The sequence below is a fragment of the Chryseobacterium indologenes genome, assembly GCF_001295265.1.
GTDB classification, from domain to species: Bacteria; Bacteroidota; Bacteroidia; order Flavobacteriales; family Weeksellaceae; genus Chryseobacterium; species Chryseobacterium indologenes_A.
On record NZ_LJOD01000005.1, the window covers coordinates 259,547 to 284,411 of the forward strand.

Consider the following 24,865-nt stretch of genomic DNA (forward strand, 5'->3'; position numbering starts at 1 on the left):
AACCTATCCAGTAATAATAACGCCCCCTTAATCAAGGATAAAAACAGCGGCCTGCTATCGGAAATGAGAAAGTGAGTGCATCAATGTTTTTCAACATCCATAAAATATTTAGCGCTAATCAATATTTAGCGCTTTTTTATTTTCATTTCCCATAAGCTGCTCATTTTATTTTTACTACCTCAATCCTCATCTCATTAGCCATATTCTCAATTCACATTAAAATACTTTATTCTGACTAATATTTTCTTTCGTATTTTTGTTGTATACATCATTTCCTATGAATTTTAATCTTCACTCAGAATATAAACCCACCGGTGACCAGCCCCAGGCTATAGAAAAGCTTACTAAAGGAATTGAGATTGGCGAAAAATACCAGACTCTTCTCGGAGTAACGGGCTCCGGAAAGACCTTTACCGTTGCCAACGTTGTACAAAATGTACAGAGACCAACACTTGTTCTTGCTCACAATAAAACTCTGGCAGCGCAGTTATTCATGGAATTCAAAGAGTTTTTTCCGGACAATGCCGTTGAATACTTTGTGAGTTACTACGACTACTACCAGCCTGAAGCTTATATTGCGACTACAGGAACTTATATTGAAAAAGATCTGAGCATCAATGAAGAAGTGGAAAAACTGCGTCTTTCTGCTACTGCCAGTCTTCTTTCGGGAAGAAGGGATGTACTGATTGTGGCATCCGTTTCCTGTATTTACGGTATCGGGAATCCTACTGAATTTCATAAGTCATTAATTTCAATTGCTATTGGTGAAAAAGTAACCAGAACAGCTCTTCTCCATTCACTCGTAAATGCATTATACGCCAGAACTTTAAATGAATTCCAAAGAGGTACCTTCAGAGTAAAAGGAGATGTGATTGATGTTTTCCCTGCGTATGCTGATAATGCTATCAGAATACAGTTTTTTGGTGATGAAATTGAGAAGATCCAAAGCTTTGATCCTGTGACCGGAAATGTAGAGGCCAATTTTGACCAGATTCAGATCTACCCTGCCAATCTTTTTGTTACCTCGAAAGAAACCTTAAACGGAGCCATCAGAGAAATACAGGATGATATGGTTAAACAGGTAGATTTTTTTAATTCTGTTGAAAAACCTTTAGAAGCAAAACGTCTTCAGGAAAGAACTGAACTTGATCTTGAGATGATTAAAGAACTAGGATACTGCTCAGGTATTGAAAACTACTCCAGGTATCTGGACGGAAGACTCCCCGGAACCCGGCCATTCTGTCTGATTGATTATTTTCCGAAAGATTTTTTAATGGTTATTGATGAAAGCCATGTTACCGTTCCTCAGGTTCATGCAATGTATGGTGGTGACCGAAGCAGAAAAGAATCGCTGGTAGAATATGGATTCCGGCTTCCTGCTGCTATGGATAACAGGCCTCTTAAATTCGAGGAATTTGAAAGCATGCAGAATCAGGTAATTTATGTTTCGGCAACCCCTGCTGATTATGAGCTGGAAAAAACCGGAGGAGCTTATATTGAACAGATTATCCGACCGACCGGGCTTTTGGACCCCATTATTGAGGTAAGACCTACCCTAAACCAGATTGACGATCTGATGGAAGAGATTCAGAAAAGATCGGATGCAGATGAGAGAGTACTGGTGACTACCCTGACCAAAAAAATGGCTGAAGAGTTGACTAAATATTTTACAAAGTTCGGGATCAGAACGAGATATATCCATTCTGATGTGGAAACCCTGGAACGTATCCAGATTATGCAGGACCTCCGTCTTGGTCTTTTTGATGTACTGATTGGAGTTAACTTATTGAGAGAGGGTCTTGATCTTCCTGAAGTTTCCCTGGTGGCGATTCTTGATGCTGATAAAGAAGGAATGCTCAGAAGCAGAAGGTCTATGACACAAACCGTAGGAAGGGCTGCGAGAAATGTGAACGGAAAGGCTATTATGTATGCCGATAAAATTACAAAATCCATGCAGGCCACTTTAGATGAAACGGCTTACCGCCGTAACAAGCAGATGCAGTACAACGAGGAGCATGGACTTGTTCCCCAGGCCCTGAACAAGAAAATCTCTGAAAATCTGGTGGGCAGAAGCAAAGACTTCCCTGATGAAAAATATACCCAGAAAGAGATTCTTCAGAAAGTGGCTGAAACCAAAGCAAGTTATGGGGGCGAAGATCTTGATAAAATGATTGCACAGAAACAGAAAGAAATGGAAGCAGCTGCTAAAAATCTTGATTTCATTAAAGCGGCTAAGCTAAGGGATGAAATCGCCGCGTTAAAATCCTGATAAAAAACAAATAGATAAACAAATAGCAATATACTTTAGACAGTATATTGCTATTTTATTTTTGTTATAAATTCCCATATTTAATTCTTAAAAACAAGCTGAGCCTAAGGTATAAAGAGACTGAAAAAGGGAGAAGAAAGCTGGCAATTACTTTTTGTTATAGTATTGATATCCATTAAGGTTTTTTAATATATCAAAACAGATCAATACCTCCCTTCAATAAAAATAATGAAGCCGAGTTAACAAGAATTAACACCTCAGATAACAATAATTAACACTTTTAACACCACTTGGTGATTATTTCGAAGGTTTTAATACACTTATTTTTACGGATCTTTGCTGTTAAAGATTTTAAAAGTATATAGCATACTTAAGAATACCGCCAAACTGTGAATATATCCTCACAGAATTATAATATTAAACAGATCACTTTTCAATGAAAAGTGAACAATCCATAAAAATTTGCTTTAGTCACCCTTTTTTATTAATACTATAATTTAATTGTAAAACTTTACCTAATGAAAAAACTTATATTTTGTTGCTTTTTAGGTTTAATATCCTCTTATTTGAATGCCCAAACTCAGGTAAGCCCTGTTTATGCCAAAAGCAGCAGAGAATCACAACCTGGCTCTGAAATTCATAAAGCCTTGGATAATAATGTCAGCAGTAACTATCAGACAAAAAATTCCCAAAACGGAATTCCCGATGTTATTGATTTCTACTTTGCCAACGTTCAGGATGTTGTAAAAATAGAATATGTACCACGCACAAGCGGAACCAATGGAATATGGACTAAAATTGATGTTGAATATTCCACACAAAATGCTCCCAACACCTTCACTGCTGTGCAAAGCGGTATTATCTTTGCCAATAATAGCTCCGTAAAGACCATAGATCTTTCCGGACAGCCTCTTACCAACCTGAGGACCGTGAGAATCCGAGTGGTTGCGGGGGTAAATAATTATTCTTCTGCTGCGGAAGTCAAATTCTATTCCAGTGTGGCACAAAATACAAATCCTATTATAGACTGTACCCTTCAGACTGATGAATTCAACGCGCTGACAAATGTTAAATATACACCTTCCGGAGTTTCTGTAAACCCTCCTGCAAACAGTGTTGCTGAAGGTGCAGATAAAACCATAGATAATAATCCTGCCACTATTTACCATTCCAACTACGCAGGAAATCAGTTCCCTATTAATCTTACTTATACTTTTACAGGAAACAATACAATTAATGCCGTACAATATACCCCAAGGCCCAACGGAGGAAACGGAGACTTTGGTACCGGAGAGATATGGTATAAACAAACACCATCTTCAGCTGCCGTAAAAGTGGCAGATTTTAATTGTAATTTTTCAAACTCACCTACTTTGATTCCTCTTTCACAAACACTTACAAATGTAGCAGAGATTACAGTGAAAGTACTGTCCGGACAAAATAATCTGGCGAGTTGTGCAGAAATGGAATTTTTTAATAATGCACAGTTCAGCCTTAATCAATATGATAGTATTTTTAACAGCCTTCATTCTGATCTTAAGCCCGGCGTAACACAGGCTGACATCAACGGTATCACCTCACCTTTCTTTAAAGGTCTGGCACAATGCTTATATAACAATACTTATAACAAAAGGTTCCGTACGCAAAACTATATTGCTTACCCTATTATCAGCTCAGTTACAGCACAGTTAAAAACGATGGGAGCTAATACCTGTGAAAACCCTACAGGAATACTGTTCGAGACAGGTACAAAAGCTGTAATATTTGTAGGAGAGACCAATGGAGCATCTATTTCACTTCAAACCATAGATTTTGCAGGAGAGAATAATCTTACAAAGAAAACCTATAACCTAACTGAAGGATTAAATATTATTGACATAACAGCCAACGGTCTTGGCTATATAGATTATTTCAGTAATTCTGATAATTTAGCTCCTATTACCATTAATATTACAACAGGACGGGTAAACGGCTATTATGACCCAACGGTAGACTCTGATACCGAATGGCAGAAGGCTCTTACCAATAATGTTTATAAAAAATATGATGTAAAAGGAACATATATTAATTTAAATCTGGAAAAAGCAGGTCTACAGAGACAATCATATCTTAGCGGGCAGCAATTGACCATGAATTATGATAAAATCGTTAAAAAAGAATATGAGCTAATGGGACTTTTTAAATATAATAAAGTTCCTAAAAACCATATGTTCTTATACACTCCTATAGGAGGCGGGCTTTATGCAAGTTCATTTGGGGCTCACATGGGAATAAGTAATGCGAATGATCTCTCGGACAGTTTTGATGCGGCTTCTTTATTTTCCAATATCTGGGGACATGCGCATGAGCTGGGGCATATTAATCAGGTAAGGCCTGCCTTTAAATGGCATGGAATGACTGAGGTGACCAATAATATCTATTCTGCATACTGTCAGTATTTATATAGTACCGATTTTCCCGGATCAACAAGATTTGACAAGGATACTAACGGATATACAGGCTACAGTCCCAATGTGGCGGGCGGAACATATAATGCCAATATCAATCTGTCACAGATCCAGGGCAAAAATGTTTATGAGATCCTGAATTCAGATGATCGCCAGACAACAAGGATTGCCACCATTCCTTTTTGGCAGCTGATGCTGTATTATGGAATTGGCGGAGCTGCGAAAGGACGTCCTTCACTGGAGCAGAGGCTTTCCGGTACTCCTGCTGCCTCAGGGCCGGATACTGCATTCTGGCTGGCAGATCTTTTGGAAATATGCAGAAATGCCAATACTTCAGGAGTAAGCGATGTTCAGCTTCTTCTAAATGCTGTTTCCAATATCTGTGATGTTGTACAGGAAGACCTGACGGATTTCTTTGTAAAAAGTGGCTATCTGAGACCTGTAGACAAAATAGTTTATGATTATAGTAATAAGACCATTACTCTTACAAATCAGCAGATTGCGAGCACTATTGCTGCCATTAAAAATAAAAACTATCCTATGCCTGCTTCACCGGTCATCAATTACCTTTCAACGAACAGCATTAATTTTGTAAGACAGCAAGCCCCGGTTACAGGAACTGCAATGGTTGGAGTTACCTTAAATTCTAATGCCGACCCAAATCTGGTTTCGTTGACAGTGAATGCACAGCAATGGCAGAATGTAATTGCTTTTGAAACCTATAATCAAAATACAATTATAGATGTTGCTATTTTTGGAACAGGAGACGCCAGCCTGAACACTACTAAAGTAAGGTATCCACAGAATGCAACCAGTGTATATGCTGTAGGATATGATGGCACCCGAAAACGTGTATATCCGGCCGAGACATCCCTTTCTGTACATAATAATAAGATAAAAAAAGAGGACATTATATATCCTAACCCGGTTACAGATGTGCTGCACATCAGTAATAATGACTTTTCAGAATTTGAGATCTATGATATGGCCGGACGCCAAATAATAAACGGGTTGGTGAAAGAGAGAAAAATTACAGTCTCTGATCTACCAAAGGGAACTTACACGCTGATACTGAAAAGCAAAAACAATAGCCATACTTTCAGGTTTATCAAAAAATAGGACTGATTTGAGTTCGGGTTGATTATTAAAACTTAAACGAATGGTCCGGAATCTCAATCATTTGTTTTTAGCCAACTGCAATCAACTTTATTGAAAAGCAAACTAAACAATAGATAATCAACACAATAAACATAATACAGAAAAAGAATCGGGCGGCATCTTTGATGCCGCCCGATTCTTTCCAATACAGTCTATTTTCTGACTGATGCCCGTATAGGCCCCAACAGATCCATAAGACCGTTTAACTTTATTTCATATACTGTTGCCAGCTGCATTCCCAGCTTTCCTTTAGGCATTCCGTTACGATTGAACCATTCAAGATAACTGATCGGGAGATCAGCAAGAACAGTTCCCTCATATTTTCCGAAAGGCATTTTAACAACGCATATTTCTTTTAATATTTCCGGATTTATTCCTTCCACTTTTATATAATTAAATCAACTTTATTATCTCCTTCCATATCTTTATCCGGCAGTTGCAGCTCAGGCGGTGCTTCTTCCTCAGAAAACTCATTTCTGTACACCTGAATCAGAAGAAGAGTGAACGAGATCAGAATAGGACCAAAAATAAGCCCCATAAAGCCAAACAGATTCATTCCCATAATAATTCCGAATACGGTGTTCAGCGGATGGATGTTTTCCAGCTTTTTCAGAAGAGTAAAACGAAGAAGGTTATCGGTAAGTCCAACCACCACCACACAGTACACAGCAAGCCCAAGCCCCTGTCCAGTATTTCCTTCTGCAATCATGAAAATACAAACAGGAATATAGACAATGGCAGCTCCTACAACAGGAATCATGGACGCAGCAGCGGTTAAAGCGAAAAGCAATACCGGGCTTGGGGCTCCGAAAATAAAATATCCTACCAACCCGACTATTCCCTGCCCTAATGCTACAACCGGAATTCCGATCGCATTGGCCATAATCAGTTTTCTGAGCTTATCGCCGATCAAAGAAATATTGGCTCTCTTTAAAGGCGCGGAAGAACTGAGAATTTTCTCAAACAACCTTGGCCTTTCAAGCATAAAATAAAGGATAAAATACATGGACATAACGACTGTAAGCGTATTAAAAGTCCCACTGAGAGCAGATGTTGAAAATCTGCCTGCAGAACTCTTCAGTTTGTCCATATTTTCCTTACTGAGAATATCAAAGCTTATCTTGGAATAAATATAAGTGTGTATTTTGTCCAGAAATACATTGAACTTAGCCATATAGGCTTGGGCATTCCCCAGCTTCTCAATCAGCAGATCAGCGATAAAGTAAATAGGAAGAATAAGAATAACCAGGCTCGCCAGCATCAGAACAAGCGCTGAAAGCCAGGGTTTCCACTTTCTTTCTTCCTGAAGATAAAAATTGTATCTGCGACAGACTACGTAAATAGTCACCGCACCTAAAACTGAAGGAATAAACAGTGAAAGATTAAAGCAGATTAATCCTGTAAGCACCAGAATAATGGCAAGCAGGGAAACCTGTTTTATGACATTGCTGCTTATCTGTTTATCCTTATTCAACATGCAATTTTATTTTTTAATTTTTGGTTATAATCTGTCTTGGCTTTCCTAAAAAGGCGCAATACACAGAATAAGCAACAATCATGATAAACGGAGCGGTAAGGATTATTCCGATTCCGCAAAGAATTACCCCTGCAATAGAGATCAGTCCACCTACAATGGTTGAACCCAGAAATGTTCCGTAATTTTCTTTAGCAATATTGAAAGACTTTCCTAATGCTTCAGTAGCGGAGGCGTTTTCAAATAAAAGGATAGGATATCCCAATAGCAATAAAGGATACACAAAAAAGGCCGGAATCACACATAATGCAAGAGCAATACTCGAAATAATTCCTGAAAGGAAACTATAGATCAGGATATTGACAAAATTCTGACGGTATCCGATGAAAAGATCTCCAAACTCAATCTGACTCTTTGTATTGTATTTATTAACAATATAAATTAAGCCTACATACAAAGGAGCAAGCAAAAGCCCGAAAAGACTGGATAATGTAAGATACATTGTAAAGCCGGGCGCATTCCAGTAGCTGAAACTGGAGTAGTCTCCTCCGCTGTTTCTCATCTCTTCCATCATGGATGCAGAATTAAATCCACTGATAGACTGGATTATAAAACTGCCGATAAAATAAATTACCATTGCTACAATCCCATAAAGGAAAACTCCTTTATACATTTCAAAAGCATGCGAAATAATAGATCCCGTATCTTTGTTCGGAACGGATCCCTGCTGGTCAAATTCGTTAAATTCAGACATAGTTTAATATTTAATGATTCCTTCAAAATTAACTTTTTTTGACAGAAAATCATATTAAACCCTTGTAAATTTTACTCTTTTTCTGAAAAAATGGTTTTATAAAGAGAATAAATCATGGCATTCCAGAAAGGAAACGTAAATAATCCGCCTACTAAAAACAGGGCAAAACCGGCATATTTAAAGACAACAGCAACCAGAATTCCTATCCATATCTGGACTGAATATATTCTGAGCGCCTTAAAGTTCAAAGAGATGGCTTCAAAAATTCCTCTGTTCATAAAAAACATTAGCGGAGCCACAAAAATGGTTACTGAAACCCACAATATAGCGAGGAATACAGTGGGAATTCCCATCCTGTAAATCATTGCCCAAAACAAATAATATCCGATATATTTAAAAAAATTAGCTCCTTTATATCCCGCAAAAAGATCACCCAGCTCAATTTTTTCATTCAGATCAATCTTTCTGAAGATCTGAAACAATCCTAAGTTCAATGGATAAAGGAAAACCGATGTACCCAGAATAGCATAGCTGAACATCTGATAATTCTCTGTGGCAGCAAGTTCTGAAAGCTTCTCCAGATAAGCCTTACTTCCCTGCTTTAAAGCTTCTGCAAGTTCCTGATTCTGCTCCCAGATTCCGTATCTTTCTGCAAAGAAAAACATCGAAGTAAAAAATACCGCGAAAAATACAATGGAAAACATCAGCTGAAAAATCAAGGTCTTATTCCAGTAAAAAAACGCCTGCTTCAATATAAATTCTGCTCCCGGTCTTTGAGGATATCTGTTCTGCATCAAAATTTTTTTGTGCAAAAGTAATCATCAATAAGTATTTTTGCCGAATGTTTTCAATGAATCATCAAAAATTTATGAAAATGGACGAACTTTCACTTCAGAAGGTTCCTTACTTTTTCATGATCGACTTTCTTTCGGAAAATATAGAAATACACCCAGAGTCTGAAATAGAAAATTCAGGCTTAATAATTGATTTCCAGACATTTTCAAATACAAAAAAGAAACATAAACTCAATAAAAATATCGAATGGAAATCTTATCCCGAAACCTTAGAAAGCTTTAAAGAGGGATTTGACAAAGTTCAGAAAAATATCCGGCTTGGAAACTCCTATCTTGTCAACTATACAAGGAAAACTGAAATTCAGACGAATTTAAGCCTTGAAGAAATTTTTTATCATTCAAATGCGAAATACAAAGTTTTTTATAAAGATTTTTTTGTATTTTTTTCTCCTGAAACTTTTGTAAAAATTATAGACGGCAAAATTCTGACCTATCCGATGAAAGGCACTATTGATGCTTCTGTGGAAAATGCGGCAGAAGTATTAAAGAACGATAAAAAGGAAAAAGCAGAACATTATACAGTAGTGGATCTCCTTAGAAATGACCTCAGCATGGTGGCAGATGATGTAAAAGTAGATCACTTCCAGCACATTGACCTCATCAAAACCTGGCAGAAAGACCTGTATGCCATGAGCTCTGAAATTTCAGGGACCGTAAAACCTGAGTTTAAGGGAAAAATAGGAAGTATGATGAAAAAGCTGCTTCCCGCAGGTTCCATATTGGGAGCACCCAAACCAAAAACGCTGGAAATTATCCTGAATGCGGAGGGCTATGACAGAGGATATTATACCGGAGTTTGCGGATGGTTTGATGGTAAAAACCTTGACAGCTGCGTTATGATCCGTTTTATTGAGAAAGAAGAAGATCGTCTGTATTTCAAAAGCGGAGGCGGCATCACCCATATGAGCAGATTAGAAGACGAGTATCAGGAAATGAAAAACAAAATTTATGTCCCAATTCATTGAAAGCATTAAAGTAGAAGACCAGGAAATCTTTTTACTGGAATTACATCAGAAACGTGTCAACCAGACCTTCGCTCATTTCGGGAAAGAGGGCTCTATTGATCTTGCTAAAATCTTTAAAAACCTCCAGCATGATGAAGACGGGCTGTTCAAACTCCGGATCTCTTACGATCTGGATAAAAGAATAAGAACACAGATGATTCCTTACGCCATTCCTGAGATTCATGATTTCCAGCTGGTTGAAAATAACAGCTTTGATTATTCTTTTAAATTTGAAGACAGGAAAGAATTAGACAAAATGAAAATGAAGTCTAAGGCTGAAGAAATCATTATTGTTAAAAACAACCATATTACTGACACTTCTTTCTCCAATATCCTTTTCCTTAAAGGCAAAGACTGGTTTACACCATCCTCATTCCTTCTGAACGGAGTGCAGAGACAAAATCTTCTGAAGCACAAAAAAATAAAGGAAACGGAGATCACCCTGCAGAATATCAAGCAATTTTCTCATTTTCAGCTGATCAATGCCATGAATGACTTTGATGATATGTTTATTTACCCAATAAGCAGAATTACCAATCTTCCTGGAAATGAAGAATATCTGGACCTTTAATTTCCTTTCATAAATTCGAAATAGGCTTTCTGAACATCTGCACTGTTCTTTCCGTAGGTATTCACTTCAAGGATTTTCGGCTGTGTATCGGGCTTGAAGAAGTTCTCCAGAACCCTGTCAAGCGTAGGTTCATCCTCTACTTTAATATAGGAAAAGCCAAAATGTTTCGCCAGATTTTCTGCATGCTTCTTGTGCTTTGTGGCAATAAATTCATCTAAAGTATTGGGATTGGCATTGCCGGGTCCAGGAATGATCTTAAAAATGTTTCCTTCCCCGTTATTGAAAATAATAATTCTCACAAACGGAGGAATATATTGATTCCAGAGCCCGTTTATATCATAGAAAAAGCTAAGGTCACCTGTAATTAAAAGGGTTGGATTAGCATTTTTAATGGCAAATCCCATGGCGGTGGATGTAGATCCGTCAATACCGCTTGTCCCTCTGTTGCAGTAGATCTTTCTTTTTCCAAAATCAAACAGCTGGGCATACCGGATTGCCGAAGAGTTACTGAAATGAATGTTATAGTTTTCAGGAATAGTCTGTGATGCTTTATTAAAGAAATAAAAATCAGAAAAATCCACCTTATTCAGAAACTGCTGGTGTCTGGCATCTTTTTTATCCCTTAAAACATCCCACAGGTTGAAATAAGGTCTCGGTTCAAGATTGATAAACTTCAGTAGTTTTGAGAAGAAAACTTCCGGTTTTACTTCAATTTTCTCCGTTAGTGAGAAATAAGTGTCAGGCTGCCATACTTCGTCCAGGTGCCAGTGCTGTTTTGGGCGCGCATTTCTTAAAAACTGCTTTACCTTTTTAGAAACCACATTCTGTCCTACGGTAATCAGAAGATCCGGAGCATATGTTTTATAATCTTCTTCGGTAAAATTAAAGATGTAGCGGTCTATATGCCTGAAAAACTTTTCGTGATATACATTGGAATTCGCTTCACTTAAAACCACTACCGAATGATTTTTGACCAATTGCGTCAGCTGATTTTCAAGCTCTGGGCTGTAATCCCTTGTTCCTACCAGAAGCATGATCCTTTGGGAGGTATGCCAGTCTGCAATAAGATTGGATGGAATCTCATAGTCTTTATGCTTGATCGTTTTTTCTACCGTTGGGAAAGCCGGAAGTTCAGAAACCAGTTCATATAGAGGTTCTTCCAAAGGAATATTGATATGTACAGGCCCCTGCTTTTCAAAACAGAGTTCAATTGCCTTTTTAATGAGATCAAAATTAATATCTTCAGCACCTTCTTTACTGTCTTCCAAAAGCTGGAAATCTCCGTAAGAGTGCTGATGAAAAATATCCTTCTGTCTGATTGTCTGTCCATCAAATATATCAACAAAATCAGTCGGCCTGTCAGCAGTCAGGATTAAGAGCGGAATATTCTGGTAGAAAGCTTCGGTAACAGCCGGATAATAATTAGCTACAGCAGAGCCGCTGGTACAGGTAATGGCTACCGGTTTTTTCTCACTTTTTGCCATCCCCATTCCTACAAAAGCGGCACTTCTTTCATCCACAATGCTGTAACAGTTGAAAGCATCAATCTCTGAAAAATGAATCGCCAAAGGAGCATTTCTTGATCCCGGAGAGATCACAACATCCGAAATTCCGTACTGCTGAAGAAGATGGGCAAGTATCTGAATACTTCTCTTAGAAGAATATTTTTTCATACAGCAAATTTAACTGATAAATAATGATTTTAAAATTATTTAAATTAAAAAAAATGTAATTTTGCTATTCGTAAATTTCTAAAAATGGATAAAATACCTAGTGTAGACCTGCGTGATTTCCTTTCGGACAACCCGGAACGCAAACAGAAATTTGTAAATGAAATCGGAAAAGCTTATGAAGAAATTGGTTTTGTAGCCTTAAAAGGCCATTTTCTTGATGACAACCTTGTAGATGATTTGTATGGAGAGGTAAAAAACTTTTTTGACCAGCCTGTGGAAACGAAGCAAAAGTATGAGATTCCAGGAATTGGTGGCCAGAGAGGGTATGTAGGATTCGGTAAAGAAACTGCAAAAGGTTTCAAAAAAGGAGACTTAAAAGAGTTTTGGCATTTCGGACAGTATCTGTCTGAAGATTCAAAATACAAAGATGAGTATCCTGACAACGTAATTGTTGAAGAACTTCCAAGATTCAACGAAGTAGGTAAAGAAGCTTACCAGATGCTTGAAAAAACAGGCCAGTATGTTCTGAGAGCATTAGCCCTTCACCTTGGTCTGGATGAGTTTTATTTTGATGATAAGATTGCTGAAGGAAACTCTATCTTAAGACCTATCCATTATCCGCCAATTACAGAAGAACCGGATGATGCTGTAAGAGCTGCTGCTCATGGAGATATTAACCTTATTACCCTTTTAATGGGTGCTCAGGGTAAAGGTCTTCAGGTTCAGAACCATAAAGGGGAATGGATTGATGCCATCGCAGAACCGGATGAGCTGATGATTAATGTTGGAGATATGCTTTCAAGACATACCAACAACAAGCTGAAATCAACGATTCACAGAGTGGTAAACCCGCCTAGAGAATTATGGGGAACTTCAAGATTTTCTATACCGTTCTTTATGCACCCGATCAGTGCGATGTCTTTAAATGCTCTTGAAAACTGTGTGGATGAAAATAATCCAAAGTTATACGAGGACACAACAGCAGGTGAATTCCTTCATGAAAGACTGATAGAATTAGGTCTGATCAAAAAATAAATAATACAAAAAGTCAATAGCTGATCGTTAGTTGCTTTTCATAGCCACTGGTCAGTTATTGACTTTTATCTTTTTTCTTACTGCTTTTTTGCAGAATATTTTCTTTTTTTCATAATAGCCTTCCTACCCTCTAAGCCGGAATCAACATACATTTATTCCTGTTTCTTTCCTCAAAACGGAGAGTTTCCTGTTATTTATGAATACTTTTTCTTAAAGTAATTTTTTTCACCAGAATTAGGCTTTTAATGATTATCATTGATATTTAAAAAAACTAAAAATTTAAGGCTCTTCATTTTATGAATGAAAAATATTTTTAATTATATTTACCATACTCTTAACTTTCAAATCAAAACAATATGAAAAATCTAAAAAAACTAAACAAAGGGCAGCTAAAAAGTATTTCCGGAGCAGGAATTACACGTCCTGAACCAGATTTCTGCATGTATTACTGCAATGGTATAATTGTTTGTGCAACCTGCAGCGATGATTTTAAATGTCCAGAAGGAGATCCAACGATGTAAGACCTGAAATATTGAAATTATAACAGCCACCTTTTTCTTTGAAACAGGTGGTTCTTTTTTGCATTAAAAATTCTAAAGATTGTAGCAAGAGAACACATTACATTAGTCAAACAGCCTCAGCTGCTGATCTTTTGCCCCGGTAAAACCAGCCGTTGAAAGCTTGGGAAATTCTTTTCCATCAAAGAATTTTTTCCTTCCGATTTTAAAGGTGTTATGAATCATTTCTGCAATATTTCCTTCTCCTTTCTGCCTGTCGAAAAACTTTTTTTCTCCTAATTTTCCACCGCGCATAGAACGGATCAGGTTCAGCACTTTTTGTGCCCGGTCCGGAAAAGTACTTTCAATCCACTGTACAAAAACAGGCTCAACAGTATCATTCAGTCTCACCAGGGTATAGCCGAAGCTTTTGGCACCAGCTTCCGAAATCGCTTTCAGAATCCCTAAAGGCTCATCACTGTTCAGCCCGGGAATGATTGGTGCCACCATTACATGTACAGGAATATGGTGTTCCGAAAGGATTTCAACTGCTTTCAGTTTATTCTGAGAAGAGCTGGTCCTTGGCTCCATCTTTCGTCTGAGCTCTTCGTTAATGGTAGGAATACTGAGAGACACGGAAACAAGGTTTTGTGCTGCCAAAGGCTGTAAAATATCCAGATCTCTTAATACTAAAGCATTTTTTGTCAGTACATTAACCGGATGGCGGTAATCAAGACATACCTTGAGCAATTTTCTTGTGATTTCAAACTGCCGTTCCGCAGGCTGATAGCAATCCGTATTTCCGGAAAGCAGGATTGGAGCAGGTTTGTATCCTCTTTTCTGAAAAAATTTTTCCAGCAGTTCCGGAGCGTTTTTCTTTACCATAATCTTTCTTTCAAAATCAATTCCGGCACTGTATCCCCAATATTCATGAGTAGGTCTTGCAAAACAATAAGAACATCCATGCTCACATCCCTGGTAAGGATTCATGGAATATTCCATTGGAAGGTCGTCACTTTTAACCTGATTAACGATTGTTTTCGGAAAAACCTCCGTGAAAGTGGTCTTCATCGTTTCGACGTCTTCATCTTCAGGCTCAAAAGTATACCTGTCGAAACGGTTGATTACGTTTCGCTGAGCGCCTTGTCCTTTTATGAAATTTCCGTTCTGCATGATGATGTAAAATTAGAATGGATTTTTTATAAAATAATGAGTTTTAACACTAAAGTTATCCACAAAAAAATCCGACCCTTTCAAAAGAGCCGGATTTAAACATAAATTAAATATATTCTTTTACTACTTCACTGCGTAAAATTCCACTCCATGATATTCATCCTCCTGGTTTTTTCCATCAAAATGTCTGTGATAATCCGAATAGGTATCACTATAATTTTTATCTTTTTTCGTCAATATTTTTTTAATTCCTATAAAACTTAATACTGCCAAAAGTCCAACTCCTCCTGCCAGTAGAACTCCAACTTCTTTTTTCATATTTTGTCCGATTTATTGATTGATGTATTGCAAAAAGTGTACCTATTCTTTTTTTTCAAATTATAAATTTTGTTAACATTAGACTTTATCATCATGAAAAATGTAATGTCCATTTTTATTAAATTTAGCAAAATAATGGTTTAATTATTGTACTACCTTAAAAAAATATTATTATGGAAAATTCAGAGAACTTTGACAGAATGACCACCCTTAGCCAGGTTATGAAAACATTGTCAGAAAGAGGAATACACAGAGAGTTCAGAATGAACGAAAACTGCGAAATGAAATTTGAAAATTCCGATATTACCTACAAGCCTTCTGATCTCACCATTTTAAAGACATATCGTTTTGAAGGTGACAGCAATCCGGACGACAATGCTGTTTTATATGTAGTAAAAGACTACGCCGGTAACCGTGGCATGATCATCGATTCGTATGGTGCTGACAGCAATTATCCTGGTGAAAAGTTTGATGAATTCCTAAGAGATATTCCGGTTCAGGAAAGTGAAGAATATAACTTCTAGGTCTATTTTTGACTCATTATGTTGAAATATTTTCCCGGAACTATTCAGTTTCGGGATTTTCTTTTTTCTTGAAAACACCGCGTAGAAATCCTTTCTTTTCTTTCTTTTGTTCCTGAGGCTTAGGGGTTTCATTTTTATCTTTACGCATCTCTTCCTTAATTTCCTTTACCGATTGTTTCATTTCTTTTACAGAAGAAACTGCATTTTTTACGGTTTTCTCAGTTTTGTCAACATTCTTTCCGATCAGTGTTTTTTTCAGCCCCTGTTCAATGCCTTTCCAGAAAAGATTAAAGAATGATTTTGTAGGATCACGTTCTACACCTTCTACATCAACTGCCTCCGGAAATTTCCCGGAATCTGATTTAAGGAAGAGGTTCGCTACTGCCGTTAGAACCCCTTTTTTCTCATGGTTATGTTTATTTAAAACGGCAATCTTCAGGTCTTTATGTTTCATATTGAATGTACCGTGCAGACCTGCCGGATTTCCTTTAAAGTTAAACAGCATTTCTTGAATTGTTCCGGACGTAGCGGTCACATGAAGATAAGGTCTTATAAACGGATTGATGCCGCTGGCGGGAAGATTGGACGTTTTTCCTGAAATAGTAAAAACATCATTTTGGTTCGCCACGTCAAAGTTCCAGTTCACGGAAAGAGGGGCCAAATTCATGAATGAACAGTTGATCTTAATATCAACACGGGTTGGTTTTCCTTTAGTCTTTGCTGAATTAAGGTTCTTTACATTCATATTAAAATTGCTGAATGTCAGCTTCCCTGGCCCTGCACTTTCAGGAGTATCCTCTTCATACACCAGCACCGAGTTTTTCAGATCCAGATTCTGCACAGATACCGGAATTTTAACAGATCTAAGCATCTTTGAATACAATGGTTTTACTTTAGGATCGTCTTTTGGAATCTTGCTTCTGAAAATATTAGCATCTGCGGACTGGATAGTCACCTGAGACGCATTGATTGATTTTTGGGATGAAAACAGATCCCAGTTTCCGTCTGCTGTAATCTGTGAAGCTTTCAGGTCATACAGATCCCGCTCCACTGGAATCATTTTGATAAACCGGGCTCTCGAAACAAGGGGTTTCATGGCAAAATTGTTGACCTGGATTTTATTTTTATTCAGCTTAAGAAGTCCGACATTCAAATTATAGAATTCTGTTCGGTAAGCAAAATTCCGGGTGGTCAGAAAATACTCTTTCACTTTAAAGTCAAGTCCCTGGTTATTAGGCTTAGGAGTGATCTCAACTGCATTCAACGTTGCATTCAGATCATGAAGTGCCAGAGGCTGCTTTCCTTTATCATAAATAAGATTAGAGTTTTTAAAAGATATTTTCTGAATTTTGACAAATCCTATTCCGGATCCGGATCCGCTTTTTTTCTGCGGTTTACTTTCCCCGGCCTGAATCGTTCCGTTTACATTTTCAATAAGAACATTTTTAAGATCCAGATTCAGTTTTCTGTCAACAAACTCAAATGTGTTAATATTAAATGCTACAAGATCAGTTTTCAGATCCATAGTTGTTTTTCCGCCCACTACCGGAGTTCCCGGCTTCAGCAGAATATTTCTGAGCTCTCCTCCTTTGGGATTCAATGCTATACTTCCGACTGTAAAATCCTGGTGATTGAAATATTGTATATTTTTTCCTGAAAACAGAAAATCTTTATAGCCCACCGGAATCACTTCCGCTGCTGTAACCTTATCAAATTTCAGCTGATTGACATTTAAATTAAGAGTTTGGGCATATAATAGCCTGTTCCCGTCGGGTTTATTAATTTGTACAGAAGCATTATTAAGCTTTACGCCATCCAGATTGACTTCAAAATTGAGTTTTTTTTCTGATTTCTTGGGCTGAACTCCTGTATTATGAACCACTAGTACGGGATTCTGAAAATCGGCATTGCCCAGAGATATTTTATTTTTCTTCAAAACCACATCTTTGAAACTCATTTTAGGGATGGAAAATTCAAATAATTGAGGCCTATGAGGATAATACTTTTTTAACTGATCAAAAGACAATAGCGGAGTCAACCGGAAGTTTCCGACCGACATCTGCCCATTTGTTGTACTGATAGTACTGATGGTGATGGCATATACATTATCCGGACGGAAGAAAAAGCGTTCACCCGTGATATTATAATGATCAAAGACAACAGGCAGCTTATCTTCTACAGACTCTTCTGTCATCTGAAGGTTTTCAACAAACAGGTCCAGTTTCTGTACTGATAAAAACTTTTGTTTAGTATGCCTGAAAACATTAATCGTTCCGTTATTGATTCTTATATTTTCGAATGAAACAGGGTTCCTTTTCTTTCCGGTTTTCTGGCTGATCGGTTTAGCCAGACTGACATTCAGATTGGGATTAGCCAGCAACAGGTCTGATGAACTGATTTTCTTATTAAACAGCGCATCATAAATTCCGAAACGGCTGATCTTTAAAGTATCAATTGTTCCCTGTAGGCCAATAACATCTGTATTTTGAGGATTTTTACTGTTAACGGTAATTCCTGAAGCCAGAATATTTCCTGTGCCCAGGTCCACATCCAGTGTCTTATAAGAAACTTTGTATTCGGTATTTTTTTTTATATAATCAGGGAGCTGGGTTTTAAGCCACATATTGAGTCCGAAGTTAGCCACCAAAAGAATAACCAACAGAAATCCGAAGCCCAGAAGAAGTCTTTTAACCCATTTTTTCATAATTGTGATTCAGTTTTATCTAGTTAAATATAAGGATTTTAATTTTCCTGTTATTTAAATCCTAATAATTATTAAATTACAATACAAAAGCAGCCCATAAATGAGCTGCCTTTAATTGATCTACAAAAACTGAATCAGTTATTTTTTAATTATCTTCTTTGAAATAATTTCTCCTTTATCATTTTTCAAAGTAACGATATACGCTCCCGAAGACAATACTGAAGTATCTATCAGATTTTCACCTTTCTTAATGTCTCCTTCTGACAGAGTTCTTCCTTCCATATTGTATAGGGAATAGAACCCATTTTCTTTAGATTTAATCTGAATGTTATTCATAATAAGTGTTGAATAAATATCTGCAAAAGAGTTCTGATTCTTTTTCACATCACTTACTGCTAAAACTGCATTAGGATCATATCTGTAAGTAAATGTTACAGGATTTCCCAATTCATTATTAAAGTCATCAACCATATAGTATTTTATGACATAGTCAATAGGAAATGTTCCTGATCCGGTATCTGAATTCCACATGGTATACCCATTAGATACTTCGGAATTCGCTCCTATGCTAATTGCGGGTTTTGAATTAGCAGGATAAACAGCATTTTCCGTAACGAAAGGCAGGCAGGTGCTTAAATAGCAGAACTGAAAACCACTTCCTGTAGCATTCACTATATCTGTGATTTTTATACGGACATTGATTGGAAATCCTGATGTATTCTTAATCTTATAATGAAGGTTTGCAGGCACTTCATTCACTGTATTATAAGTTATGACCTGTCCATTGGCAATTGGAGTTCCATCTTCTTTGGCCAAAGCAATCTGAGCTTTACTCTGGAAAGAAAAGAGCAAGCATAACAATATTGTAAAATTAAACTTTTTCATAATCTTTTTAAGCAGGGAAGGTCTTAAGTAGACCTTCCCGAGTTTTTGAAACTGTTATTTAATAATTAATTTTTTAGTAATGGGTTCAGATCCTTTTTCTTTAACAGAAACGATATATGTACCTTTCACCAGATCCTGTACAGAAATTGAAGTATCAGGCTCTACTCCTGATTTTTCTAAAACAGCTCTTCCGCTTGCATCGAAGATTTTCAAATCTACTTTTCCTTTCGCCTGCACTTTGATAAAATCTTTTGCCGGATTAGGATATATAGCAAGATCATCAGCATCTATTTTCTCATTCTGAACGCCCAATGTACCATTAAGGGCAAAAGGTCCTGCCGCATTAGCGATTTCTCCGGTTGCAGCATCAATCAGAAACAATACTGCTTTCATTTTGCTAGTATTATAACCTGTTGGAATATTAGCTGTAAATGTATAGTTCACCGTTTGTCCGTCAGTAATAACAGCCGGCACCGAACCAGCCTGTCCTGCATATCCTCCTAATAACATTCTGCCGACATGATTATAAACCATATCTGCCGCAGGTACCGGATTAGGTTTACTTTCATATCCTCCCATAGGAGTTGAAGACCCTGCATAATAGTTAGCCTGATTATATCCCTGCGCGGTTCCTCTCACATCATTTTCTATTAACACTGCCGCAAACCTGAAATTAGCATTTGTAAAGTTTGATCTGAAGACAGCTGAAGCGTTCAGTGTAAGGGTTTGTCCAGCCAGAGCAGCAGTTGCATTTAATGCTGCCGGAACGATTAAGGTTTTTCTCTCATTGATAATTGAACTAAAACTGGCTGATACATCCTGTTTCATCAAACTTCTATCTACATTCATCCCTGGGAATGAATCAAAGTTCACCCCTTCATCATATTCGTCCACCTTCATTGGATCTCCATTGTGTACGGCAATTCCTATAAAATCATTAGGGAAGCTGTTCGTTGCATTCTCCATGGCAACTGCTCCTCTTGGACAGTAGCCACACCATGTTCCCGTACCTTCTTCAATCACTACTTTTTTAGGTGAATTTTGGCTTACACTGGTAAATTTCGTTGCTAATGTATTATCAGCAGGTGTAGTGTCCGAAGTTCCGTTTACCTGAGTAATTGAAATATTGAGATTTTTTTCTGCTGCTGAAGTTAAATTTACAGCTATAGGATGAGTAATTGTTGTTTCCTGTCCTAAAGCAAGCGGGGATGACAGCGGTATGGTAGAAAGATGATCTGCAGTTCCGTCATTCCAGTTAACAGTAATGTTATTAATACTCTGTATTCCATTATTCTTAACAGTTGCTTTAATAGAATAGTCTGTATTTATAAGCCCGTAACGATTTACAGATACATTTTTAAGAGCTACATCATTGTCCGGAATAGTTTTTACCTGAATATCATCTATAATCAGATAATATTGATCGAAGCAATCATAATGTCTAAAGGAAATATATACCTGCTGACCAATAAAAGAGCTCAGATTGACCGCTCTATTCTGAAGGCCTCCAACAGCCACTGTTTCAGTGTAAACAGGCGTGGCAGCAGTAACCGTCCCGGCAACATTAGAAGTTGTGACATATACTGAATATTTATCAGCAGGATAACTTAGATGTGTTGCCTGAGTATATGTTAAATAAACATTAGAAGCGGTAACTGTGCTCAAATCGATTAACGGTGATGTAATCAAATTATTAGGAGTAAGCGCCTGATTATTTTGATAAGAAAACGAAGCTAATGACCCAGCTCCTAAGTTTTGGGATAAACTTGAAGCATTTATATTCGCCCATTGTTTTCCGTCGTTGTCAAGATCAGTACTTGTCCATCCGTTTAATCCCGAAGTATTAAAGTTCTGACTATAATAAGTCTGTGATTGATGTATTCCAAACATGAGAATACACGCCATAAATAGAATCTTTTTCATTCAGTAATTTTTTAGTTGTTAATATTTTAGTTAATGGTTTATAAAAATTCGTAATTATTCGTTACTCCAATTTTTTCTTCCCTTACATTAAGCACCGTTCCGGATCCATCTAAAACGGCAACAATGATTTTAAGGTGATTACGGTTATAATCTGAAGGAATGGAGAACTGGAATGATCTTGCATATTCACTGGAAATCATTGTTTGTGCATCCGGAATATTTTCTCCTGCTACTGAAGAAGTAAGTTTATTCCGTAAGACATTATGATGTACATAATCATATATAGTAGGCGGACCTAATGCCGGGATATAATTCTTCTGTTTCCCCACAAGTTCATCTTCTACAATAAATGCCACGATCTTAAGTCCTGTAAAATTCTGTGCAAATGAAATTTTTGTATCAATATTCAGTGCATTTCCGGATACAGTAGAACCTATTTTGATCCCTATTTTACTGGACGCCCTCAACTGAGAGAAAGGCACCGACATGTCTGTATAGTTTTCCGTATCTTCCCACATTGTATTTCTATTGATAAACATGGTTGGCCAGCCCAGATCTGCTCCGGTAACATTTTTAAAAAGTTCCAGTTCTGTGCTTACAGCATTAGACCAGGGATCCTGCCCACTTGGCCCGTGTACACCAAGAAAAACAAAGCCATCATCAGTTTGCAGCGCCAGGTTTTTAGCTCTTGCACCAGCACGGGTACAGTTCCCACACCATGTTCCTGTAAAGTCTTCGTACAGAATCCGATGCTTGAAGTTTATGCCTTCATTAATAATCGCTGTTACGGAAATCGGGTTTACCGGAAGGGCTTTATACTTTGCAGAAACTGTATACGTTCCTTTTTCACCGGGAGTATAAAGATTGCCATTAATAAGCTGATTATTAACATAAATTTCAGTTTCAGCAGTAATATCTTGATTGAGATTGTCTTTTACTTTGAATGTAAAAGTTTTTCCTAATAGTTTTTCATTACCTCCTTCAGAAGAAATAATCAGATAGGTTGCTGTACTATCACCTTCATCACTCTCAGATCCGCTACAGGAAAGGATTTGTAAGAGTGAAAAAACCACATAAAAAGAAAATAATAACTTTTTTTTCATAATCTTATTAAATATTTAATTAAAAAAGAGCATATTCAAAATTCCATAAATGTTATTTTAATAAAAAGCTTATTTTTTACGCATTTTATTTAAATTATTTTCAACAAATAATTCTTTTTAAGAAATATTTCGCATCAAAACTATGAATTTATTTCAATATTGACAATAAAACTATATATTTGTCATCAAAAAAAATAAAGAGTACTATGTTGAAAATGATTTTATCGGGATTCTTAATTTTCTGTTTAAGCTTATGTCTTGCCCAGGAAGTCCCTAACGTTTCTATTACGACCTTAAACGGTGAAAAACTTAATGTCTCAAAAATTGACTCCTCAACCCCTGTAGTGATGAGCTTTTGGGCCACATGGTGCCTTCCGTGCATGGAAGAGCTTACCACCATCAATGAAAAATATGAAGATTGGCAAAAGGAAAATAAATTCACTTTATATGCTGTCTCAACAGATGATGCACGTACTACCTCAAAAGTAAAGACTGTTGTAAAAAGTAAAGGCTGGCCTTACACTGTACTCCTTGACCCTAATCAAACGCTTAAACGAGCTCTAAATATCAACAGCATTCCTCACGTAATCCTTATACATAAAGGAAAAATCGTTTACTCTCATGTAGGCTATTCTCCCGGAGATGAGGACGAACTGATAAAAAAGATTAAAGAATGTAACTCTACACATTAATTTCCATGCGCCATAAATCAATAAGTATAGCATTACTGTTCTTTAGCATTAAGTCTTTTTGCCAATTATCAGTAAACCTGGAATCCAATTCACAATATTACGTAGACGATAATAAAATAAAGCTTTCAGAAAATGAGGCAGACCAAAGGTTCAGATCAAACAATTATCTGAATGTTAATTATAAACTGAAAAACTTCACCGTTGGCGCTCAGCTTGAATCTTATGAACCCAAAGCTCTTCTCAACTATTCTCCTGCATTAACCAAAACTAACCTTGGAACTTATTTTGTGAATTATAATAATGAAAAAGCAGGAATAGATGTTACTTTAGGACATTTTTATGAACAGTTTGGAAGCGGCTTGGCATTGCGTGTGTGGGAAGACAAGCAGCTGGGAATTGCAAACTCATTACTGGGAGGGAAAATAAAATACTCAGATCCCGATCAGATTGTAACTTTAAAAGCTCTATTAGGAAAGCAACGATTCGGATTTAATCTTTCTGAAGGCATTGTTGGAGGATTGGATGCGGAAATGAGATTAGACTCCCTTATGAAAGTAAAGGACTTCAAATCCAGCATAGGCTTCAGCTATGTCAACAAATATGAAGATAACAAAGAAAATGCCCTATATCCCAAAAATGTAAATGTCTACTCATCACGGCTTAAAATGGAGTACTCTAAATTTGCGCTGGAATTTGAGTACCTGTATAAAACCAAGGACAATATAAAACAGGTATCCGCACTGGATCCCAACAATATATTTTCAGGAAATGCCTATCTTCTCAATCTATCCTATGCAACAGACAGGCTGGGTATTATTGCAAGTTTAAGAAGACTGGAAAATTTTAATTTCTATTCACAAAGAGACCAGATAGGAAATATTTACCATAATACAGTCCTGAACTACGTTCCCGCGCTTACCAAGCAATACGACTACAGCCTTGCCAATATTTATGTCTATCAGGCTCAGCCCCGACTGGCATTTCTTCCTCAAAAAAAATCAGGCGAAATAGGGTCTCAATTTGACATTTTCTATAAAATTAAAAAAGGGACACTTCTTGGAGGAAAATACGGGACCGATTTATCACTGAACATCTCCAACTGGTACGGACTGAAAGGAACTTACCGTGCCTATATCAATAATATAAGAGATTACAAAACAGATTTTCTTGCATTAGGAGAAAAATATTACTCAGACCAAAGCCTTGATATAAGAACAAGACTGAAAGATAACTGGAAAATTGCTTTGGTACTTATTAATCAGTTTTACAACACGTACAGAACTGAAGAAACCTCAGGAAAAGTAAAAGCACAAACCGTTGTTCTGGATAACATTTACAGGTTTTCTAAAAGCTCTGTAAAACTGGAGCTTCAGCATCAATGGGCTGACGGCTATCATGGAAATTGGGCTGCAGGGCTTATGGAATACAATTTCAACAAAAACTGGTCATTCTTCATCAATGATCTGTATAATTACGGTAACCCGGACAAAGAGAAACAAATGCATTACTATACCGGAGGACTTGTTTTCAGAAAAAACAACACGAGAGTTCAGGCTTCATACGGAAGACAGCGCGGGGGACTATTATGCGTAGGCGGGGTCTGCAGGTTCGTGCCCGAAAGCGCAGGTTTTTCATTAGGAATAAGTACCAGCTATTAGTCTTTCTTTTTTAAAAGGACACATGTATCTATAATTAATGAAGACTATTTAGTATTCTCAAAATTTTTAATGAAAAGTAAAATGAAATTTAGAAACTGGTTTTTAGCAGTCCTCCTCTTTTTAGCGGCAGGAATCAATGCGCAGATTAA

20 protein-coding genes are annotated in these 24,865 nt (G+C 37.1%); 9 read left to right on the forward strand and 11 right to left on the reverse strand.

Annotation, left to right across the window (positions count from 1 at the left end; genetic code table 11):
* Nucleotides 1-277 precede the first annotated feature (277 nt).
* Together uvrB and AOB46_RS10165 are read left to right on the forward strand one after the other, a co-directional pair.
* Nucleotides 278-2,269 carry an excinuclease ABC subunit UvrB gene (gene uvrB, locus AOB46_RS10160; protein WP_062698907.1) on the forward strand — a complete coding sequence of 664 codons (1,992 nt, stop codon included), beginning with the start codon at nt 278-280 and terminating at the stop codon, nt 2,267-2,269.
* Between the two features lie 518 nt (nt 2,270-2,787).
* Entirely contained in the window at nt 2,788-5,835 is a 3,048-nt protein-coding gene (locus AOB46_RS10165; RefSeq protein ID WP_082377066.1) for a M60 family metallopeptidase, read from the forward strand.
* Between the two features lie 191 nt (nt 5,836-6,026).
* On the opposite strand, the gene AOB46_RS10170 is transcribed toward AOB46_RS10165, so the two are convergent.
* The 4 genes from AOB46_RS10170 to AOB46_RS10185 all read right to left on the reverse strand — a co-directional run bounded on the left by AOB46_RS10170 (nt 6,027) and on the right by AOB46_RS10185 (nt 8,896).
* Complete coding sequence (locus AOB46_RS10170; RefSeq protein ID WP_062698977.1) at nt 6,027-6,248, reverse strand: DUF3820 family protein; 222 nt, start codon at nt 6,246-6,248, stop codon at nt 6,027-6,029.
* Nucleotides 6,249-6,259: 11 nt separating this feature from the next.
* Nucleotides 6,260-7,351 carry an AI-2E family transporter gene (locus tag AOB46_RS10175; protein WP_062698910.1) on the reverse strand — a complete coding sequence of 364 codons (1,092 nt, stop codon included), beginning with the start codon at nt 7,349-7,351 and terminating at the stop codon, nt 6,260-6,262.
* 13 nt (nt 7,352-7,364) lie between these two features.
* The gene (locus AOB46_RS10180) at nt 7,365-8,102 is read right to left on the reverse strand and encodes a hypothetical protein (protein ID WP_062698912.1); all 738 of its coding nucleotides are present in this window, start codon (nt 8,100-8,102) and stop codon (nt 7,365-7,367) included.
* A gap of 71 nt (nt 8,103-8,173) precedes the next feature.
* A complete protein-coding gene (locus tag AOB46_RS10185; protein WP_062698914.1) occupies nt 8,174-8,896 on the reverse strand; it encodes a hypothetical protein in 723 nt (240 codons plus the stop codon).
* 47 nt (nt 8,897-8,943) lie between these two features.
* On the opposite strand from AOB46_RS10185, the gene AOB46_RS10190 reads away from it, so the two are divergent.
* Both AOB46_RS10190 and AOB46_RS10195 read left to right on the forward strand, forming a co-directional pair.
* Nucleotides 8,944-9,921, forward strand: coding sequence for an aminodeoxychorismate synthase component I (locus AOB46_RS10190; RefSeq protein ID WP_062698916.1), 978 nt, complete (start codon nt 8,944-8,946; stop codon nt 9,919-9,921).
* Nucleotides 9,905-10,531 carry an aminotransferase class IV gene (locus AOB46_RS10195; protein WP_062698918.1) on the forward strand — a complete coding sequence of 209 codons (627 nt, stop codon included), beginning with the start codon at nt 9,905-9,907 and terminating at the stop codon, nt 10,529-10,531. The genes AOB46_RS10190 and AOB46_RS10195 overlap by 17 nt, the downstream gene beginning before the upstream one ends.
* Here the strand turns inward: AOB46_RS10195 and menD are convergent.
* A complete protein-coding gene (gene menD / locus AOB46_RS10200; RefSeq protein WP_062698921.1) occupies nt 10,528-12,204 on the reverse strand; it encodes a 2-succinyl-5-enolpyruvyl-6-hydroxy-3-cyclohexene-1-carboxylic-acid synthase in 1,677 nt (558 codons plus the stop codon). The two genes, AOB46_RS10195 and menD, sit on opposite strands and share 4 nt — an antisense overlap.
* A gap of 84 nt (nt 12,205-12,288) precedes the next feature.
* Here menD and AOB46_RS10205 point away from each other — a divergent pair, with 84 nt between their 5' ends.
* A complete protein-coding gene (locus AOB46_RS10205; RefSeq protein WP_062698923.1) occupies nt 12,289-13,239 on the forward strand; it encodes an isopenicillin N synthase family dioxygenase in 951 nt (316 codons plus the stop codon).
* Between the two features lie 356 nt (nt 13,240-13,595).
* Nucleotides 13,596-13,760 (forward strand): bacteriocin-like protein, encoded by a 165-nt coding sequence (locus tag AOB46_RS23635; protein WP_185113863.1) that lies wholly within the window; start codon nt 13,596-13,598, stop codon nt 13,758-13,760.
* Nucleotides 13,761-13,862: 102 nt separating this feature from the next.
* Here the strand turns inward: AOB46_RS23635 and AOB46_RS10210 are convergent, their stop codons facing one another.
* The gene (locus tag AOB46_RS10210) at nt 13,863-14,909 is read right to left on the reverse strand and encodes a PA0069 family radical SAM protein (RefSeq protein WP_062698925.1); all 1,047 of its coding nucleotides are present in this window, start codon (nt 14,907-14,909) and stop codon (nt 13,863-13,865) included.
* Between the two features lie 123 nt (nt 14,910-15,032).
* Nucleotides 15,033-15,227 carry a hypothetical protein gene (locus tag AOB46_RS10215; protein ID WP_062698927.1) on the reverse strand — a complete coding sequence of 65 codons (195 nt, stop codon included), beginning with the start codon at nt 15,225-15,227 and terminating at the stop codon, nt 15,033-15,035.
* Nucleotides 15,228-15,400: 173 nt separating this feature from the next.
* Here AOB46_RS10215 and AOB46_RS10220 point away from each other — a divergent pair, with 173 nt between their 5' ends.
* Entirely contained in the window at nt 15,401-15,751 is a 351-nt protein-coding gene (locus tag AOB46_RS10220; protein ID WP_062698929.1) for a hypothetical protein, read from the forward strand.
* Nucleotides 15,752-15,791: 40 nt separating this feature from the next.
* Here AOB46_RS10220 and AOB46_RS10225 read toward each other — a convergent pair whose 3' ends face one another.
* The 4 genes from AOB46_RS10225 to AOB46_RS10240 form a co-directional block, all read right to left on the reverse strand.
* On the reverse strand, nt 15,792-18,455 hold the full coding sequence (locus AOB46_RS10225; RefSeq protein WP_062698931.1) for a hypothetical protein: 2,664 nt from the start codon (nt 18,453-18,455) through the stop codon (nt 15,792-15,794).
* A gap of 138 nt (nt 18,456-18,593) precedes the next feature.
* Complete coding sequence (locus AOB46_RS10230) at nt 18,594-19,340, reverse strand: T9SS type A sorting domain-containing protein (protein ID WP_082377068.1); 747 nt, start codon at nt 19,338-19,340, stop codon at nt 18,594-18,596.
* Between the two features lie 54 nt (nt 19,341-19,394).
* On the reverse strand, nt 19,395-21,263 hold the full coding sequence (locus AOB46_RS10235) for a T9SS-dependent choice-of-anchor J family protein (RefSeq protein WP_082377069.1): 1,869 nt from the start codon (nt 21,261-21,263) through the stop codon (nt 19,395-19,397).
* Between the two features lie 38 nt (nt 21,264-21,301).
* A complete protein-coding gene (locus AOB46_RS10240) occupies nt 21,302-22,366 on the reverse strand; it encodes an Omp28-related outer membrane protein (RefSeq protein WP_062698937.1) in 1,065 nt (354 codons plus the stop codon).
* A 206-nt stretch (nt 22,367-22,572) separates the two neighbouring features.
* Here AOB46_RS10240 and AOB46_RS22905 point away from each other — a divergent pair, with 206 nt between their 5' ends.
* Together AOB46_RS22905 and AOB46_RS10255 are read left to right on the forward strand one after the other, a co-directional pair.
* Entirely contained in the window at nt 22,573-23,058 is a 486-nt protein-coding gene (locus AOB46_RS22905; RefSeq protein WP_082377070.1) for a TlpA family protein disulfide reductase, read from the forward strand.
* 5 nt (nt 23,059-23,063) lie between these two features.
* Nucleotides 23,064-24,716, forward strand: a complete 1,653-nt coding sequence (locus AOB46_RS10255) for a DUF6029 family protein (RefSeq protein ID WP_062698942.1) — start codon at nt 23,064-23,066, stop codon at nt 24,714-24,716.
* The last annotated feature ends 149 nt before the right edge of the window (nt 24,717-24,865 follow it).